Origin of the sequence: Exiguobacterium sp. RIT452 (assembly GCF_003598705.1) — a bacterium.
Taxonomy (GTDB): Bacteria; Bacillota; Bacilli; order Exiguobacteriales; family Exiguobacteriaceae; genus Exiguobacterium_A; species Exiguobacterium_A undae.
Genome location: NZ_QXJB01000015.1, coordinates 1 through 15263 on the forward strand (window position 1 = coordinate 1; position 15263 = coordinate 15263).

Annotated in this window: 24 protein-coding genes and 1 pseudogene; all 25 read right to left on the minus strand. The window is 48.3% G+C overall.

Translation table 11 applies throughout. The features are described 5' to 3' along the window. The coding region (locus tag D3D03_RS16340) for a M15 family metallopeptidase (RefSeq protein WP_147367749.1) at window positions 1-656 on the minus strand (656 nt) is incomplete at its 3' end. A 13-nt stretch (window positions 657-669) separates the two neighbouring features. Further along, on the minus strand, window positions 670-2190 hold the full coding sequence (locus tag D3D03_RS16345) for a hypothetical protein (protein ID WP_119924155.1): 1521 nt from the start codon (window positions 2188-2190) through the stop codon (window positions 670-672). Window positions 2191-2193: 3 nt separating this feature from the next. After that, window positions 2194-3015, minus strand: coding sequence for a hypothetical protein (locus D3D03_RS16350; RefSeq protein ID WP_119924156.1), 822 nt, complete (start codon window positions 3013-3015; stop codon window positions 2194-2196). Between the two features lie 12 nt (window positions 3016-3027). Continuing rightward, on the minus strand, window positions 3028-3534 hold the full coding sequence (locus D3D03_RS16355) for a hypothetical protein (RefSeq protein ID WP_119924157.1): 507 nt from the start codon (window positions 3532-3534) through the stop codon (window positions 3028-3030). 170 nt (window positions 3535-3704) lie between these two features. Then, window positions 3705-4112 (minus strand): annotated as a pseudogene (locus D3D03_RS16945) (lytic transglycosylase domain-containing protein); the annotation flags it as partial. A 32-nt stretch (window positions 4113-4144) separates the two neighbouring features. Next, window positions 4145-4888 carry a hypothetical protein gene (locus tag D3D03_RS16365; RefSeq protein ID WP_119924159.1) on the minus strand — a complete coding sequence of 248 codons (744 nt, stop codon included), beginning with the start codon at window positions 4886-4888 and terminating at the stop codon, window positions 4145-4147. Between the two features lies 1 nt (window position 4889). Beyond that, window positions 4890-5168 carry a hypothetical protein gene (locus tag D3D03_RS16370; protein WP_119924160.1) on the minus strand — a complete coding sequence of 93 codons (279 nt, stop codon included), beginning with the start codon at window positions 5166-5168 and terminating at the stop codon, window positions 4890-4892. Window positions 5169-5188: 20 nt separating this feature from the next. Next, complete coding sequence (locus D3D03_RS16845) at window positions 5189-5335, minus strand: hypothetical protein (protein ID WP_162833761.1); 147 nt, start codon at window positions 5333-5335, stop codon at window positions 5189-5191. Beyond that, the gene (locus D3D03_RS16375; RefSeq protein ID WP_119924161.1) at window positions 5332-5511 is read right to left on the minus strand and encodes a hypothetical protein; all 180 of its coding nucleotides are present in this window, start codon (window positions 5509-5511) and stop codon (window positions 5332-5334) included. The genes D3D03_RS16845 and D3D03_RS16375 overlap by 4 nt, the downstream gene beginning before the upstream one ends. Window position 5512: 1 nt before the next feature. After that, window positions 5513-5971: a hypothetical protein gene (locus D3D03_RS16380; protein ID WP_147367751.1), complete on the minus strand. Its 459-nt coding sequence runs from the start codon at window positions 5969-5971 to the stop codon at window positions 5513-5515. Between the two features lie 71 nt (window positions 5972-6042). Continuing rightward, window positions 6043-6225 (minus strand): hypothetical protein, encoded by a 183-nt coding sequence (locus tag D3D03_RS16385; protein WP_026829760.1) that lies wholly within the window; start codon window positions 6223-6225, stop codon window positions 6043-6045. Next, complete coding sequence (locus D3D03_RS16390) at window positions 6222-6446, minus strand: hypothetical protein (protein ID WP_119924163.1); 225 nt, start codon at window positions 6444-6446, stop codon at window positions 6222-6224. The genes D3D03_RS16385 and D3D03_RS16390 overlap by 4 nt, the downstream gene beginning before the upstream one ends. 55 nt (window positions 6447-6501) lie before the next feature. Beyond that, complete coding sequence (locus D3D03_RS16395) at window positions 6502-7569, minus strand: cytoplasmic protein (protein WP_119924164.1); 1068 nt, start codon at window positions 7567-7569, stop codon at window positions 6502-6504. Between the two features lie 6 nt (window positions 7570-7575). After that, on the minus strand, window positions 7576-7722 hold the full coding sequence (locus D3D03_RS16850) for a hypothetical protein (RefSeq protein ID WP_162833760.1): 147 nt from the start codon (window positions 7720-7722) through the stop codon (window positions 7576-7578). Window positions 7723-7737: 15 nt separating this feature from the next. Beyond that, the gene (locus D3D03_RS16855; RefSeq protein WP_162833759.1) at window positions 7738-7881 is read right to left on the minus strand and encodes a hypothetical protein; all 144 of its coding nucleotides are present in this window, start codon (window positions 7879-7881) and stop codon (window positions 7738-7740) included. 15 nt (window positions 7882-7896) lie between these two features. Beyond that, window positions 7897-8538: an ATP-binding protein gene (locus tag D3D03_RS16400; RefSeq protein ID WP_119924165.1), complete on the minus strand. Its 642-nt coding sequence runs from the start codon at window positions 8536-8538 to the stop codon at window positions 7897-7899. A gap of 78 nt (window positions 8539-8616) precedes the next feature. Continuing rightward, window positions 8617-9429 (minus strand): bZIP transcription factor, encoded by an 813-nt coding sequence (locus tag D3D03_RS16705; protein WP_147367753.1) that lies wholly within the window; start codon window positions 9427-9429, stop codon window positions 8617-8619. A 222-nt stretch (window positions 9430-9651) separates the two neighbouring features. After that, complete coding sequence (locus D3D03_RS16415; protein ID WP_119924168.1) at window positions 9652-9960, minus strand: hypothetical protein; 309 nt, start codon at window positions 9958-9960, stop codon at window positions 9652-9654. Window positions 9961-10030: 70 nt separating this feature from the next. Beyond that, window positions 10031-10237 (minus strand): hypothetical protein, encoded by a 207-nt coding sequence (locus D3D03_RS16420; protein ID WP_119924169.1) that lies wholly within the window; start codon window positions 10235-10237, stop codon window positions 10031-10033. Window positions 10238-10536: 299 nt separating this feature from the next. Continuing rightward, the gene (locus D3D03_RS16430; protein WP_119924171.1) at window positions 10537-10944 is read right to left on the minus strand and encodes a hypothetical protein; all 408 of its coding nucleotides are present in this window, start codon (window positions 10942-10944) and stop codon (window positions 10537-10539) included. After that, window positions 10941-11168, minus strand: coding sequence for a LexA family protein (locus D3D03_RS16435; RefSeq protein WP_158583718.1), 228 nt, complete (start codon window positions 11166-11168; stop codon window positions 10941-10943). The genes D3D03_RS16430 and D3D03_RS16435 overlap by 4 nt, the downstream gene beginning before the upstream one ends. A 14-nt stretch (window positions 11169-11182) precedes the next feature. Then, window positions 11183-13366 (minus strand): DNA polymerase, encoded by a 2184-nt coding sequence (locus D3D03_RS16440; RefSeq protein WP_119924173.1) that lies wholly within the window; start codon window positions 13364-13366, stop codon window positions 11183-11185. A gap of 20 nt (window positions 13367-13386) precedes the next feature. After that, window positions 13387-14208, minus strand: coding sequence for a hypothetical protein (locus tag D3D03_RS16445; RefSeq protein WP_026829749.1), 822 nt, complete (start codon window positions 14206-14208; stop codon window positions 13387-13389). A 77-nt stretch (window positions 14209-14285) separates the two neighbouring features. After that, window positions 14286-14786 carry a hypothetical protein gene (locus tag D3D03_RS16450; protein ID WP_119924174.1) on the minus strand — a complete coding sequence of 167 codons (501 nt, stop codon included), beginning with the start codon at window positions 14784-14786 and terminating at the stop codon, window positions 14286-14288. After that, window positions 14779-14982 carry a helix-turn-helix domain-containing protein gene (locus tag D3D03_RS16455; RefSeq protein ID WP_119924175.1) on the minus strand — a complete coding sequence of 68 codons (204 nt, stop codon included), beginning with the start codon at window positions 14980-14982 and terminating at the stop codon, window positions 14779-14781. Before D3D03_RS16455 ends, D3D03_RS16450 begins: the two co-directional genes overlap by 8 nt. Window positions 14983-15263: the final 281 nt, after the last annotated feature.

A 15263-nucleotide genomic window follows, 5' to 3' on the forward strand; every position in this document is an offset into this window, starting at 1 on the left:
TTACTTTTCTGAAGTAGCTTTAGCAATTTGATATTTTGTTCAGCCGTCCCTGCGTATCGTACGATACCGTACTTCTTCGCAAGTAACGCCCGGTCTGTGAAACTAGATCGCATCTTCTTACTCTTCATCCAGTCCACCAGTGAGACCGGCGACGTGACGGCAGGTTTCGGTTTAACGGGTTTCGGTTTAACGGGTTTCGATTGTGGTTTCACTGTTACCGGCTTCTGAGTAACAACTGGCTTTGTTACCGGCTTCGTGGCAGCACTTGATTTCTCGTCTGTACCGTACCCGAGGTACTCGAACTGAAGGTGAGGCTTATCGACGGCTCCCTTCCAGCTCCCTCCCCACTCGAACCCTAACCGGATCGCGTACTCGACCCACTTGATGACCAGGGGATGATTGTAACCGTTCCAGTCGGCTTTCCCGTTCTTGACGGGTACGAAGTCGAGGGCCTGTCCGCATAGGTGGTAACTCTTCATTGTCCAGCTCACACCGTTGCGTACGTTGGCTGCCTGTTCCTCTACTGTCCGACGTGCGTCATAGATTAAGATGTCTACACCAATCTTAATTCCGTACTCGTATAATTTCAGTGCTGCCGATCGTGTGTGTGGTGCAAGCTCGGCAATTGTTTTGTGGTTACGTGTATTGTAATACATATAGGTTCCCCCTTTAATTGAGTAAGATAAAGTCTGATGCGAGATTCGCTTTTGCTACACGGAGGTATAGCTTGCTGTCACTGGTTTCACGAATGATGGAACCGATGGGCCAGTTGACGGCTGGCGCTGGTGGCACGCCTCCCCCTCGTGTTTGTTTCCCTACATTGTTGATGATGGTATAGAGACCGTTGTCGGTAACGTTTCGTAATCCTGCGCCGGCTTGAATCTTTACATAACTAGCACTCGCGTTGATCGTGACGTCGGAGAGGTTATGAATCGATTCGATTTCGATTGTATTGCAATCGCCGATGACCATAGCGCTACCGTTGTATTTGGCGAACAGGTTGCGTACCTTGAGGTATTGGATGCGGTCACCGGTTTGCGGTGTTGTCGCGTTCGTTGCTGTCTTGACACCGTTATTGGCGTTGGCCTGATAGACGCTATCAATTTCTACTTTGATGATTGAGCCTTCCGCGTTTGATTCTAAGAGAACCACGTTTTCGGCATCGTTTGCGGTGTATCCATTTTTAGCGATGTCGGTAGCATAGGTAACGTCGCCGACCTTGATGTTACGAATGGACCCTTTGATTTCAAGAGCGTTCAGTCCACCCGTTTGAGCAGCGGTAGCGGTGAGTCTATCAATTTCAACGCTTTGCGTGCTGAATCCATTCTTCCCGTAAATCGACACAGCCGTTTCATAGAAGAAGGAACATTGTAATTGAAAGAAGCGAACGTCTGAGATAGGAGCGACTTGATCGGGACCACCGATTTTTACTGGAGTACGAAAACCGTTTAAAATGACGTTCCCCCAAAACGTGACCCGAGCGGTTCCTTTAATATTGATAGCGGACCCGACGTTGATCGAGGGAGGTACGATAGCTTGCACGTCACCATAGAAATAGAGGTTTTCAGGTTTTGAGGTATCTTCAAAGTTGAATAAGTTTGCGGTTGGTGCGGAGGCTTTAAATTCACCGTCTACATAGATCGTGAGTGAATTGTGTTTGTCCTCAAATTTCAATTCACCGTCAAACAACCAATAGGCTCGGTTGCCTGTCAGTTCCGTACCAGGTTGTGATGGGTAGGGTTTTGGGATGCGTAAGGTTTTACGGGCAAAGGTTGTCATTGCCTTTTTAGCAAAGTCCCATCGTTTGTTGATCGTGTTGTTACCGGATTTGAACCATCCTAAGTTGTATTCATTTTCGGATTGCATGAGGTCAACCGTACCGCCGGCGTCTTCAAAGATTTCTTGATTGCCTGCATTGATTTTGCCTTTCAAGATGACGGTTGCACCGGTAGCAACTTTAAGGACAGCTCCTTTTGCGAATACCAGGTTTGAAAGAATGGTACAACTGTTTGAAATGAGGAAGGTTCCGGGAGGGACATAGTACGTGACCGTTGAGAGAAGTTGAGAGAAGGTTGAACTGTTATCGGTGACACCATCACTCTTAACGTTGAGGTCATAGAGGTTGGTATAATAATTTTGTCGTCCCAGCTTCTTATCGAATAGGGGTTTAAGGTTCACACGTAATCCCATTGATTACACTCCTAACAGGCGTACCGTACCGTTACCGGCAGCACGTAAGAATTTTACTTTGCTTGACATGCGATTAAGGTCTGTCAGACTTTCACCCGGCTTTAATCGGATGACTCCGTTGTAACCATTGCCAGGAACCGATGTGAGTACTTCTTCATTGAAAGCGACATAGAGATCGTTTGTTTCATCGTCATTGATGATGTAACTGATCCGTGTCATGTTACGCGGGGCACAGTCGACGATGACTTCGGTTGTCGAGACAGGACCATCAAACATGTGATGATACGCACGTACGGGATCGTTGGTGACTTCAATCGGTGGCATGGAACCGATGATGACGGGTTCCGGGATGATGACCTTACCGATGACGTTATCCCCTTCCGGAAGTTCAGGAAGTGATTCGACGTCTACACGACCGACCTTATTGCTACCGTTCGGCAGCGGAGCCGTAAAACCGGTGATGACGTTACTGGAGGGACGTGACGCGGTACCTGCTTGTGCGGAGGCACTGATCAGGATTGTCGGGTCAAACGCTTTCGTGAACGTCGTGAGCATGATCGCGGCGGGGTTGGGAGAGTCATTGTAAAGATAGATTTGTTGTGTCCCTTTGTCACGACCTGTAATCTTTTGTTCCGACGGTCCGATATACAGGTCATACCGTTCTGTGTTCGGCAGCATCGTGATACCGAGGTAGACGTCTGAAGTCGATAGGTTATTGATGTAGTAGTGGTTCGGCATCGTATCGGAGAATTGAACCGTAAAGGTTTGACCCGGTAGGATCGTTACTTGTTGTTCGCGGTAGGTGGATAATTGAATGTCGGCCATTTTGACACTCCTTCACATAATTTTTTCAGTAGGGAAACTACCGACGAGGAATAAGAACGCGGCGATCGCGAGGACGACGATGATGAGGGTACGGATACCGACGGAGACCCAACCGGTTGTTTCTGTTTTAGAGGGTTGGTTGATGGGGAGGTCCATCATTCCCCCGTTGTCCCCTTCCGTGTACTTGCGCGGGATGTATTTCTTGTTCCCGACATACGTTTCATTTTCGTGACCGGTGTAGAGTGTTTTGCCCCAACCGACGTGAACGTGATCATAATGTCCAGGAACTTGCCATAAGACTTCGGCAAACAGACCGGACGCTTTCGCCCATTTCGCGAATAGGTTCATGGCCGTTTGAGAACCGGCAAAATCATAGGCACGACCTTGACCGTGGAAGTCATATTGTACGGGGACACCAAAATCACCCGGGTTACGTTTTCCACTGGTCAACGTGAGACCTAACGTTTTCGCGTAATCGTATGCTTTCTGACTGGCGGTTGATTCCGTTACTCCTAGCATCACGTCACCGCCTTTGCGACCTTGACAGCTTTACCAACCGGTGTAACGTTCGCGATAGAAGGGAAGGCCATGAATAGGAGCAAGAACAGGAACACGATCAAGAGGACGATGAAGACGCCCCGTACAATAGAAGAGATGAGACCATCATTTGACGGTGCGGCCGTTGAACCGGAGCTACCTGAAGGTGAGGGGATTGACGTATCTCCGTTATAGAAACCGAGGACTTTCTTGACGTAATCTTTCGTTTCGGCAAACGGTGGAATTCCGCCATACTTCGCGACGTTCCCTTCTCCCGCGTTATAGGCCGCCAGTGCTAGACTGACGTCACCGTTATATTTCTTTAGCATCTGACTGATATATTTCGTACCACCCATGATGTTTTGTTTCGGATCATACACGTTATTGACACCGAGACCGATTGCCGTTTTCGGCATCAATTGCATGAGACCGCCAGCCCCGACGCCGCTGCGGGCGTTCGGGTTCCAGCGTGACTCTTGCGTGATGATGGCACGAATTAACTTTTCCGGTACGTCGTACTGTTTCGCGGCTGCCGTGATATACGCGTCATAGCTGTTTGACCCTGCGTTGACTTGTGCCATGTGATCACCTCTTACTTCCGCATCGACGGTGTGATACGTAACTTACCGGCTTTCGCTTTTTTCAGAAGAGCCGTATTTTGTGAAGCGGTACCGCGATAGCCTTTGATTCCGTTACCGGCAGCAATCTCTGCCCGGTTCGTCATCGTTGACCCGATACCGGCTTTCTTCAAGGCATCGACAATCGAGTTACCGGAGTAATTGATTTTGACGTTCTTGAAGCTTGTCGTCGGTTGGGCTTTGACCGGTTTCTTCGGCGTCGTCCGAATCGGGTTCTTGATCGGTGTTGTCGGTTGGGCTTTGATGGGCTTCTTCGCTTGAAGTTTCTTCAACGCGTCCGCTTGAGCCTTGTCGATTTTTTCTTGTTGATCGAGTTCCGTGTTGAGCTTCTTGTTATCGGCCGCAAGCTTCTTCAGTTGCTTCGCATACGTTTCGTCACGATCCTTGATGTAATCATTCGTCGTTTGGAAGTAACCGTTCATGCTCGCGTTGTTGTCGGCTTCGAGTGACGCGAGAGCCGCGTTGAGTGCCGTGTCTACTCGTGCATCGACTTGTTCAACACCGATTCCGTTTGACTGTCCAAAGTTCTCATAACCGTCAGCCGCGACGTAAGCTGTCGGAGCGTCCGGGTTACTTGCTGCTGGACGTCGCATCAACACGAGTACGACGACGATGATTCCTCCGACGGCGAGGAACATGACTTTTTTGTTATCGAGTTTTTTCTTTCCGCCACCTGGTGCTTTGAATGGTGCTTCCAATTTAATAACCTCCTGTCGTTGGTCCTAAATAGAAGGAGCTTGGGAAGTCTTTTGCGCTTAACGTATCCTGAGCCGTGTATCCGGTCAGTTGGTAGGCGCGTTCATCGAGCATCGGTGTGACCGCAACCGGCCGCTTATTTTTATACTCAACGAGTAGTTTTAGTGATCCTTTTTCTTCCGCTTCCCCAACACCGAGGCGCGCTGAAGGTTCCTCAATCGGTTCCTTCAACGCTTTGAATCCCTGGGCATTGAGAAGGGAACGATATAAGGTATCTTCCATCGTAAGCCCTCCTTTACTGATTAACGTCCTTGTAACGTTTTGATACCTTTGATTGAGTTACCGGCGACCGAGTTGATGATCGACGTCGTTTGTTTACCGTTCGATAGGAAGAGATACAACATGATGAGTAGTCCCATTCCACCGATTACGTCAAATACTTTATTCATAGTGATGTCACTCCATTCATTAATTTAGTTACCTTGTCCGAGTTCTTGACAACCATTCCTGCAAGGACGAGCACCAGGAGATAGTTCGTTACCTTTTCCCCCATCATCATTTGAATGAAGAGGATCGCGATGAGAAACGCGACGATGAACGGTAACTGTCGTGTGAATTCTTGCATGTCATTTCCCTCCTAGATTGAAACCGGGTAGGGATGGTAAGGCGGGTAACGCTCCGAATTTCGGAATGTCGGGGAGCTTAAAGTCCGGGAGCAGGTCAAGCAATTCCTGTTTGTCCTTCTCCATTAGCTTTTCTTTCGCTTTGTCCCCTTTTAAACCGAGAACGATCTCCCAGCGTTTTGCCGCTTCTTTCCCCAGTTCGTACGGGTCCGTGATGACTTTCTTTCCACCATTGACGACCGCCCCGGCACCGGGAATGTTTTCGACTTTGTCTTTCATCAGTTCCGCGTTATCCTTCACCGTGTCTATGACACCGTCGGCAATATCACCGGCGGAAGGGATTTTTGCCCCTTCTGCGATTTTGTTAGCCATCGAGGTCACGCGTCCTTTTCCATAGAAGTCATCGAGGATCAACCAAATGATGCCGATCGCTCCGATTAAAAATGCCATTCCTCTTTCCATGTGTCATCACTTCTTTCGTGAGATGAAGAACCAAAACGCGATGATGATCAGAACGAGTACGAGTGTCTTACTCATGCAGCGTCATCACCTTTCGCACGCGCGAGCGTGAGCATTAACTCCCGTGTCGCCAGTGTGTTTTGTTCGACGGTTGTTCGTAACGCGTCCAGTGTCTTTTGCGTGTTGAACATAAAATAGAAACACATAGCCGCCGGGAAGCCGATAGATGAAACCACTTGAACATACTGGTCCATCATTTACGACCTCCTAATGCTGCGATGATACAGACGATCGCTAGGACACCGAGCCATACGCCTTTATTCGTTTCCGGTGTAACGGCTGCCGGATTTTTGGCTGCAAGCTCCTGGTCATCGACCATGTGCATTTGTTCTTCCGGTTCCATGAGCGTTTCCATTTCCGTCGAAATACCTGATCCCGGGTACAGATCCGCCATGTAGTGATGCAATCCTTGTGACATGTTCTTCACTCCTTCTGATAGTAAAGGGGAAGCAAAACGCTCCCCCGGATTGTGATTAGACTAATTGAGATAACGTTTCCGATACGATCGTAATCTTACCGGCTTTCGTTGAGTTGAATCGTAACCAAAACTCTGTGAGACGCTGCGTGTCGATGTAGTCACGTGAACCACCGTATGACGGGAATCCTTGATACGTGAAGTCGAACACGAATACTCCAGCAGGGAGAGGGTAACCGAGTTGACGGTGTGCGAGGTGAGCGAGGGAGATGGCCGGTTCCGAATACGGAATGTCGGCTTGGTTGAAGACGAGTTCGATGTTACCGGAGAAATCTTCTTCCGTGAACGGGACACCCGCAGCGTCTTCGACGTAGAACGCGATACGACGGTACGTGTTACCTGTGTTCAAACGGACGATTGTTTGACCGCCACCCTGGACTGTCTCTGACTTCTCTGATACCAATTTAAGGACCGAGATGTCCGGGAACGCTTCTTTCATAACCGGGATGCTGTACGTTTCAAGAACAGGCTGCACCTTGACCGATTTAAAGGTTGCGACTTCACCGTTCGCCGCGTTGAGTTTGTAAATCTTCGCGACACTGTCGAGATCGAGTTTGACCTGGACGTTCGTTTCGTTGTTCTGAAGCAAGATTAAACCGACCGGGTCACGGTCATTCAGTGTGAGCGGTAACTCGACACTGAAGCGTACTTTGTTATCGACACCGGCTACACTTGCAGCACGTTCGATGTAGTTGATACCGCGCACGTTGGCTTGTGGCATGATGACATCCGGATTGATCCGTAGCATCGACAAGTGGTAGAGTGCACGACCACCGAGAATATAAGGAGAGAAACCATTGTTCAAGTCAACCGAGATACGGCGGAACAATTCGTAACCACCCGTAGGAGCGAGCTGGACCGTTGTCCCAGTTGTTGCCTTGACGTTGACGACCGCCTCGATGTGAAGAACCACTTTCGATAGCAAGCGTGCTTTTGGTAAATCAAACGTCAGTGTGTCGAGTTCACCTGTTGCAGCTTTAGCAGGGATGGATTGGCGATTTTGTCGCGTACCCTGTGCGAATAATTGGCCGCGTTGTTGCGGCGTGAGTTGTGCTTGTTGAGCCATGTTTGATTAAACCTCCTGAGCAATATTTTTGACGACGGGGATGTCGTATTTTACTGAAGCTTTTTTGATGATGTAAATGAACACCATCGTGATGAATACGTTAATGAACATGGATACCCACCAGGAAGGTGAGCCGAGTCGGATTGAACCCATACTGTTTCACCTCCTTTAAATGGTATGAACGAATTCTGATACACCGGCGATAGGCTTCTTCGTCAGTGCGACTTTTGCCATGACGATGAAGAGCATAACGAATAACGCGATAACGATCATATTGATGATACCGACGCCACCGAATTTAGATGAGTCCATTTGGTTTCACCTCCTTTACAGATCGAGTTGACCACGAACAGGAGGAACGGCTGCTGTGATGTTGAGATACCAAAATACATACTTTCCAGGCAAGTCGTAAAATTCGGGGTAACCGGTAGCCTTTGCCACTTTCTCCCGGTCTTGGGGCATGTTGAGGTTATAGATGAAGAAGTGCGTGGAGTTGGCCATGACGATGGTTGGGATGTCCATCGGCCGTTGAGTAAGCGCCCATACCACGGCGTCACGTGAGCGACCGCGTGTGTAGAGCGCTTTGAGATAGGGAGGGTAACGGGAAGGATTGTCCGCAACACTCATCAATTCATCAATCCATAGAATCGTGTTCTGTCGCTCGTACACCCACTTAAAAAGTGCGTTGTAATGTTCGAGTGACTGTTCATCTATATCCGGAACGTAAATGACCTTGTGCGTTTCGATGTGATCCAGTTCTGCTAAACGTGTGATCACGACGTAGTCCTTCCCCTCTTGAAGTCCTTTCCATAACGGTTTGTTCTTGCGTCGCCGTTCGGAGACTTCATCTTTCGTATCGAGTTTAATGACATGATCGTAACCGGCTAGGTAATGTTCCGCCGTAACGGACTTTCCGGAACCGGTCATGCCGGCAATGAAAACATGTTCGTCCGTACCGATGAATGACATACGCGTCACCCTTCGATGTAAGCGATGATTTCTTTTACCGCAGCAAGGGCTTGTTTCGTGTTCGTTTCCATGTCCTCATCAGTAGCTGAGTGCAGATAAGTGGCTAGAAACGGATTCGCCATAAACTGAATGTGAAGGGGTGCTTTCTTGAGGATTTGACCCGTTACCACTTCCAGGCGTTCCTTGACTGTTGCTTTCGGTTCGAGGTTGAGTTCTGTCAGTTCCATTCTTTTCTCCCTTCCGCACCGTGGACGGTAACGTCACGGCTGGTGCCTTTAGTTTCTTCATCTGTTGCATCATCAAGACGCGAGGTAATGCGATCACTGTTACGGCCATAACAAGTGCTACTGCATCCCCGTGTTGTTCGAGTGCTTGACCGACGGCGTCGTTCTTCGCCATCATGTTCGTTAACGGATTAACGATGGAATCGATTTCTGCTTCGGATAAAGCCCATACTTCCATTCCTTCACGAGACGCGACGACACCGAACAATGCCGATAACATCGCTTTGACGTGAACGCTGCTACTGTCGAGGACCGGTGACTTCTTTGCAGCCGTCGCCTTCTTAACAGTCGGTTTCTTTGTTCCCGTTTCTTTCTCCGCTTTCTTTCGTTCCCGGTACGCTTTTTGTTTGGCAGCGTTACGGGCTTTTTTCTCTTCTGCTGATTCACCAGGAATGTCTACCGTGACCGGTTTCGGTTCACTTACAGGAGCCAGCTTAGGAAGCTTTTCTTCGGTGGAGCCGGTTCCTCGTCCTCGTCCTCGTCCTCGTCCGGTACGTCCGGAATCGGATCGGGAATCAGTGGAACTTTGACTGTCTCGATCGGGTCCTTGTCCTCCGGGACTTCCGGTTTCATTGAGTCGATTTTGTTCATCAAGGTTTGTAGCCACTTCGGTTCCTCCTCGTTTGTTACTGTATCTTTTGTTTCATCTTCAGGCATGTTGGTGTCCTCCTTAAAGGGAATAGGAACGACCAACACCGCTGGGATCAATCGTTGATCGGCTGTCGTTCCTGTTAACAGAATATCGCGTTACGTGCGTTACCATAAGGTGACATCCGTCTACTTTTGAGAAAAAGAAAAAAGCCCACGCGTTACGCGTGAGCCTTGGGTGTTAATCTTCAAAAGGTAATACTTCAAAATACCCGTTCATTAAGGTAGATCCTTCTTTTAAGTCGGTGTGTCGGAAAATGATTTCTGTGACAAGTAACTGCGAGATGGGAACACTACCAATTCCCATCACCCCGATACGACGCGTAAAGATTCCTACAACTCCATTACCGTCATTATGACCAGGACCAGCTTCATACGTAACAACGTCACCGATGCAAACCATTTCACCTTTTGCTGTTACGCCTGTCGGTGTTCCGACAATCCCCATAAATACATTTCCACGTTGTACGAGTGCTAATTTGTTTTCCATTAATATCATCCTTTCGTTCCTTCTAAATAGGTCTTGCGACTGACACCCTTTTTATAGAAGAAAAGTAAAATTAAGTTATCAGGTGGACGACGACGCGAATCGCGAATATCGAGGAGACCGCGATCACGAAACCGACCTTGGACATCGTGAACAATTCTTGTACCCGTTCTTGGTCCCCTTCCTCATCGGCATAATAAATACTTGACCCGATGAAGAGGGAAGCGACCAGTCCGAGTAACACCGATACCGTTAGAAGAAGAAAATCAAAAAGACTCATCGTAAATCTCCTTTGCGAACTGCATGGTCACGAGTAACCGAGAACGAATAGTTTCCGTTGTGCGACGTGTTCCATACTTGTCATTTTCTTCTATTGTATCATGTAACCGTTCGGTGTCCTTCTGAAGCTCCTCAATCGTGCGTAACATGATTTCCACCTTATCAAGCTTCGTCAAAGGTACAATACGGACCATTACTTCTCACCTCGAAACGTCGGGTGGTTCGAGAACTTCCCCGCAACAAAACCGATTACTAACATCCCGTTCAGGGTAACAAGTAACAGTACAGTTTCAACTGGTGTCATGACGAAACACCTGCCTTGCTCGCAAACGCTACATACTGAATCTCTTTTTCAATCTGTTTGCGGGTCATAATTTTGTTGCCTTGGTGGTACAGATTTGCGGTATAATAGTCACCGACATACATTTCCGTATGTCGAATATGATCGAGTGCTTCGGATAGTGTCGAATACGATTTGCTCGTTTGACTGCTATCAAACGAACAAACGAAAGTGGCTGTATACGGTTGTAGAAAATCAATCGTACTCAGTCGTGTCAGATGGGAGGACGCTTGTACACCATTCAAGCCGGCCAGCTTGGATTGTACGGACCGAATCACTGCTGCTTGTGCAGGGGCTCCGTTTAACACGTAGTTATCGTGTTGGGCGTCCAACCATTCACTTAATAGAATCTGATTGCGTGCGTTCATGCGATCACCGCTTTCTTTTCGATAGTCGGTTGCTTCAAGACAGGGAGACAGTAACGTCCCAGGTACTTGACGTGTCCGGCTTCTTCTAGTTTCTTCATATGACGATGGGCCACCTGGTGTGACATGTGTAAGCTCTTCCCGATCTTGCGTGTCGTCGGCATGTACCCTTCTTGGACATAATGCTTGTACACGTAATCTAATACCTCTTTTGTTCGTTCGCTCAATTCCGTTTCCTCCCTCAACTCATCCGTAACTCTTCTACTAACTCGTTTACTTCCCAACCGATTGCATCAGCAAAACTATCCAGGTCAAGCCTACCCTCCTTTCGGAAATACTTGCTCCGCACGCTTCGACTCATCTGCTCGTATTCAAAACGGAAGCGACTTGTCTTTTGTGCAGGAATCCGAATGTATCCAATCTCTTTCACGAACTCTTTCAACTGGTCCACGTCATCATCGAGATACGTGTAAGCAAGTATCTCCTGGACTTCCGACGGACTGTATTCTTCGTACGTGTCGAGATTGTGAGGACGGCTTGTATTGTTCACGTAATCCATCACCCGCTTTTGTTCGTTGAGTAGGTTGATCGTCTTGCGTAAAACGACCTTGCTGTCAAAATCTTTATTCGCCTTCAGTAACGTGACGAACTTCTGACGTGACTCGTATCCATCGTACAGGTGAATCGAGTCCTGTTTCTTAGCGCCCATCGTGTGCAGCCACTCTTCATAGTTCGTAAACGTGATGTCCTCCAGTTTCTCACCGGGGATACCCTTTCCCTTGATGACCGTCTTTCCGTCACCCTTGATCTCTGCATACAATTTCGGCTGCAAGAAAATACCCTGCTTGATCGTGTTCTCCAGTTTCCATTTCCCGTAGTCATCTTTATGCACCATGTCGTCCGGCATCACGGCTGTACCGGCGATGGAATCGGTATCACAATACGATACGCTTCCGGCTTTTTCTTGCTGGAGTAATCCGTCCAGTAACAACAGTCGCGCTTTGCTCGTAACGAATACCGCGATATGAGGCTGGATATATTTCGCTTTCGACTTCGTGATATGCGTCAGGAACCGCATGTCGAGTTCTGTATGATAAAACGTATCAAACAGTTCATCCTTGTCTTCCAGTTCATCGCGCATCGCATACGGTGCGAGTGTCTCACGTTCTCGCCGCATCCCGAACTTTCCATATAACGAGTTCTGTACGAGCTTCGAGAATTCACGTTTTGCACCTTCCGCGTTCTTCTTGATGTCTTCCCAGTACCCGACAAACTCTTTGAATACTGGAGCCGTCTTATACCAGTACGTCGTTTGCGTGACTTCGACCGTACACCCGAGTTGCTCCGCTTTTTCGAGTTCGTCATACGTCCATACTCCAGTGAAGCTCCCGACTGGAAACAGCAACTTGTTTTCGAGTTTTCCATGTTCTACCCGTGTCGGTAACGGTGGGATGTGCATGTCAGGGACGGTTACGTTTGCTTCCGCGATCCCGGCACCTTTCCGGTACTTCTTCCAAAACCGGTAATTCGTCCGCGCTTTCTCCGGATCGTAAATATGTTCATAGTAACCAATCGGAAATTCGTTTTCCTTCATGACGTGAGGATACAGACTGTTCACGTCATAGTGATACCCGTCTTCGAGTTGTGGGGTAAAGACTTCCGTCCGGCCGCCGTAATACGCGCGTCGCACAAACTCTTCCATCATTTCACCCGTCGCCCCGTAATAGTTACTCGACGTGGCATCTTCGTATTCGTCCGGTTGCTGTGCCTTGTAGACACTCATGGATAGACTGGCAGCCGTCGGACACCGTACAAAATCTTCGAGTGACATGTGCGCGATTTCCATAATCATCGTGAGTACCGTATGAAGAGACCGACAATCCATCTCCAGGTATTCATTCAACATCGGTTCATCCGGGTCCACGTTCTCAAAGTATTTCCCTTGCGACTTCCGTTTATCGAGTGTTCCGTCTTCCTTATACACCGCGTACGGTGTCGTCTTCAGGTAATCCGATAAATCAATCTTTCCCTCTTTGTCGAGTCCAAACGATTTCGTGATCCGTTCCAGTGACATCGGAAGTATCCGTAAACTGTCGTGTAAAATCATATGCTCCGATGGCAGCACGATGAACTGGTTATTGATCGCGACCGCTTTCTTCAAGTCGAGTACCATTTCATTCGTGATGAAGTCCTTTGCAATCTTCGCCAGGTCAAAATCTAAGTTGTGGACGTACACGTGACATTCCCAACGTGTCGCCAGGTCTTGGATGATGGGGTAAATTTCCGGAAACGTGTAACCACTATAATAGGTCTCACCGTCGTACAAACCGACCCGGAACACTTCACCGAACAATCCGCGCGTTTCCGTATCCAACGTGAGGAGACGTAACGGCTTCTCTTCTATTGTTTGTTTCTTCTTTGCCATGCTGACACGTCCCTTACGTTTTATAAGAAGACGTCTGCAATGCGGTCCGCGTTGACATGTGCCTTCTCACTGTCGAGCATCCGTAAGTGTTTCACCAGCTCCCGGATAAACTCATACTTCTCATACGGTTTGTACAGCAACACCATCATTTGGTCAATGAGCGTCACGAGCGGTCCGTAGTTCTCACCCTTACCGCGATACAGTTGATGATAGCCGAGTCCGTAATGATAACGTGTCGTCCGGTCTGCATCATCGGTTGCGGACATCTTATAGTCCCCGATGTAACCAAACTCTTCTGTTAGCATCCCGATGGCCGAATCCATCTTTGCACTGGTAGAGCGCTTGTCTCGCTTGTATCCCATCTTAAAGTCATTGATGTCTTGCTGACTGTACTGTTCCGTCTTCTCCTTATAACTCACGATCAAGTACGACCCGTACCCTTTCGATTCCCGTTCTGCTTTACGGACCACGTCCCAGGACTTACCGGATAACGCTTTTGCTTCTCGCTCCGGTAGACCTGCCGTGATCAGTCGCGTGTACTTCTGTTCCCGTAACGCTTTCGCGCGCGACGATCGTTGCTTCTGACTAGCGAGCTTCTTGATATTCGCATCGCTTCGACTCTTTAGCTTGTGCGCCTCCGAGCGCGTGTACCCTGCATCCAGTAACGTTTGAAAACGGGCTTCACGCTTTTCTTTTGTCTTGAACGTGGTAATCGTTCTTTTGTACTCACGTTCCTTGGACGGGCGAGCGAGTTCTCGCGCCTTCCTTCTATCCACGTCGCGACGCGTGAGGGAACTGATCTTCTGCTGCTTGACCTGTTTCTTCCGCTGCCGCTTGTTCATGCCGTCACCGCTTTCTTAGATAGAAATAAAAGCGCCCTGCTAGGAGCGCTTCACTTGTGATTATCGTGTGACGTTTGTTATCCAATCAACTCAAGGTTGAATGTACGGTTACCGGCTTGCGTGTTGATTTGTTTAACCTTGATGACAAGCGGCTCGTCTTCCCATGGTCCAGCACCTACGATGTCACAGATACGTTTCATCGACTGAACGACACCGTTACTCATCGAGTGGTAAGACTCACCTTCAGGTCCGATCAGTACGACACGAGTTAGGTCACGGAGTTCTCCAGTTTGTTCGTCAAGCATTTGAGTAGGATGTGCAACCATGTGAACGACTGTGATCGTTTCACCGATTAAGTCCGATACTTTCTTTTCAGCGTTTGCTACCGCGTTGTAGAGTTTAATACGATCCGCACGTTTACCCGTGTCAGGCATTGTTGAGAAGAGTGCTTGTCCTTGACCTGTGAAGTGTTCCGGCTTGAAAGCCTCAGCTGGTAACGCGTCACGTGCTTCGTCGTGTGAGAGTGTAGGTACGAGTGATGTAGTTTCGATTACTTCAGTAGTTGTTTGCTTAGTCATTTGATTGATCCCCTTTGTTTGTTGGTGTAGTGGTGTGTCGATTGATGAAATCCTCAACGGCTTGTTTCGAAATCCGACGCTGCCCGCCGAACTTGATCGATGTGATTTCACCTGAGTTAATGTAACGCATAACTGTTCGTTCGTTGACTTGTAGATAATCGGCGACCTCTTTAATGGTCAGTAACCTTTCGTCCACTTGCCTCCCATCCTTTCAAATTGAAGTGATCGTGCTGTCCGACCGAGTGCTTCGGTGTACGTTGGTGTCACTTCCTGTCCATAATATAACAGCCGTGTCAGCGGGTGTCAACTAGAATCTGAAAAAGAATTTTATGTACGAACGACTGTTTGGGAATTATTTTACTTTTCTATTATATGTCGATGAAAATAGATTGTATAGAAGTTATTAGGAAATTTTGTTCGTGTTTATGTTCGCTTGTCAGCTAGACAAGGATAGGTAGTTTGTGGTAATACCCTTCC

Bases quoted from the DNA above. Each gene is read 5' to 3' on its own strand.
- D3D03_RS16395 (WP_119924164.1), bottom strand. From the start codon at position 7,569: ATGGCTCAACAAGCACAACTCACGCCGCAACAACGCGGCCAATTATTC.
- D3D03_RS16440 (WP_119924173.1), bottom strand. From the start codon at position 13,366: ATGGCAAAGAAGAAACAAACAATAGAAGAGAAGCCGTTACGTCTCCTC.
- D3D03_RS16355 (WP_119924157.1), bottom strand. From the start codon at position 3,534: ATGCTAGGAGTAACGGAATCAACCGCCAGTCAGAAAGCATACGATTAC.
- D3D03_RS16345 (WP_119924155.1), bottom strand. From the start codon at position 2,190: ATGGGATTACGTGTGAACCTTAAACCCCTATTCGATAAGAAGCTGGGA.
- D3D03_RS16400 (WP_119924165.1), bottom strand. From the start codon at position 8,538: ATGTCATTCATCGGTACGGACGAACATGTTTTCATTGCCGGCATGACC.
- D3D03_RS16375 (WP_119924161.1), bottom strand. From the start codon at position 5,511: ATGCAAGAATTCACACGACAGTTACCGTTCATCGTCGCGTTTCTCATC.
- D3D03_RS16370 (WP_119924160.1), bottom strand. From the start codon at position 5,168: ATGGAAGATACCTTATATCGTTCCCTTCTCAATGCCCAGGGATTCAAA.
- D3D03_RS16420 (WP_119924169.1), bottom strand. From the start codon at position 10,237: ATGAGTCTTTTTGATTTTCTTCTTCTAACGGTATCGGTGTTACTCGGA.
- D3D03_RS16380 (WP_147367751.1), bottom strand. From the start codon at position 5,971: ATGGAAAGAGGAATGGCATTTTTAATCGGAGCGATCGGCATCATTTGG.
- D3D03_RS16450 (WP_119924174.1), bottom strand. From the start codon at position 14,786: ATGACTAAGCAAACAACTACTGAAGTAATCGAAACTACATCACTCGTA.
- D3D03_RS16430 (WP_119924171.1), bottom strand. From the start codon at position 10,944: ATGAACGCACGCAATCAGATTCTATTAAGTGAATGGTTGGACGCCCAA.
- D3D03_RS16350 (WP_119924156.1), bottom strand. From the start codon at position 3,015: ATGGCCGACATTCAATTATCCACCTACCGCGAACAACAAGTAACGATC.
- D3D03_RS16390 (WP_119924163.1), bottom strand. From the start codon at position 6,446: ATGTCACAAGGATTGCATCACTACATGGCGGATCTGTACCCGGGATCA.
- D3D03_RS16445 (WP_026829749.1), bottom strand. From the start codon at position 14,208: ATGAACAAGCGGCAGCGGAAGAAACAGGTCAAGCAGCAGAAGATCAGT.
- D3D03_RS16415 (WP_119924168.1), bottom strand. From the start codon at position 9,960: ATGGAAAACAAATTAGCACTCGTACAACGTGGAAATGTATTTATGGGG.
- D3D03_RS16850 (WP_162833760.1), bottom strand. From the start codon at position 7,722: ATGGGTTCAATCCGACTCGGCTCACCTTCCTGGTGGGTATCCATGTTC.
- D3D03_RS16385 (WP_026829760.1), bottom strand. From the start codon at position 6,225: ATGATGGACCAGTATGTTCAAGTGGTTTCATCTATCGGCTTCCCGGCG.
- D3D03_RS16855 (WP_162833759.1), bottom strand. From the start codon at position 7,881: ATGGACTCATCTAAATTCGGTGGCGTCGGTATCATCAATATGATCGTT.
- D3D03_RS16845 (WP_162833761.1), bottom strand. From the start codon at position 5,335: ATGAATAAAGTATTTGACGTAATCGGTGGAATGGGACTACTCATCATG.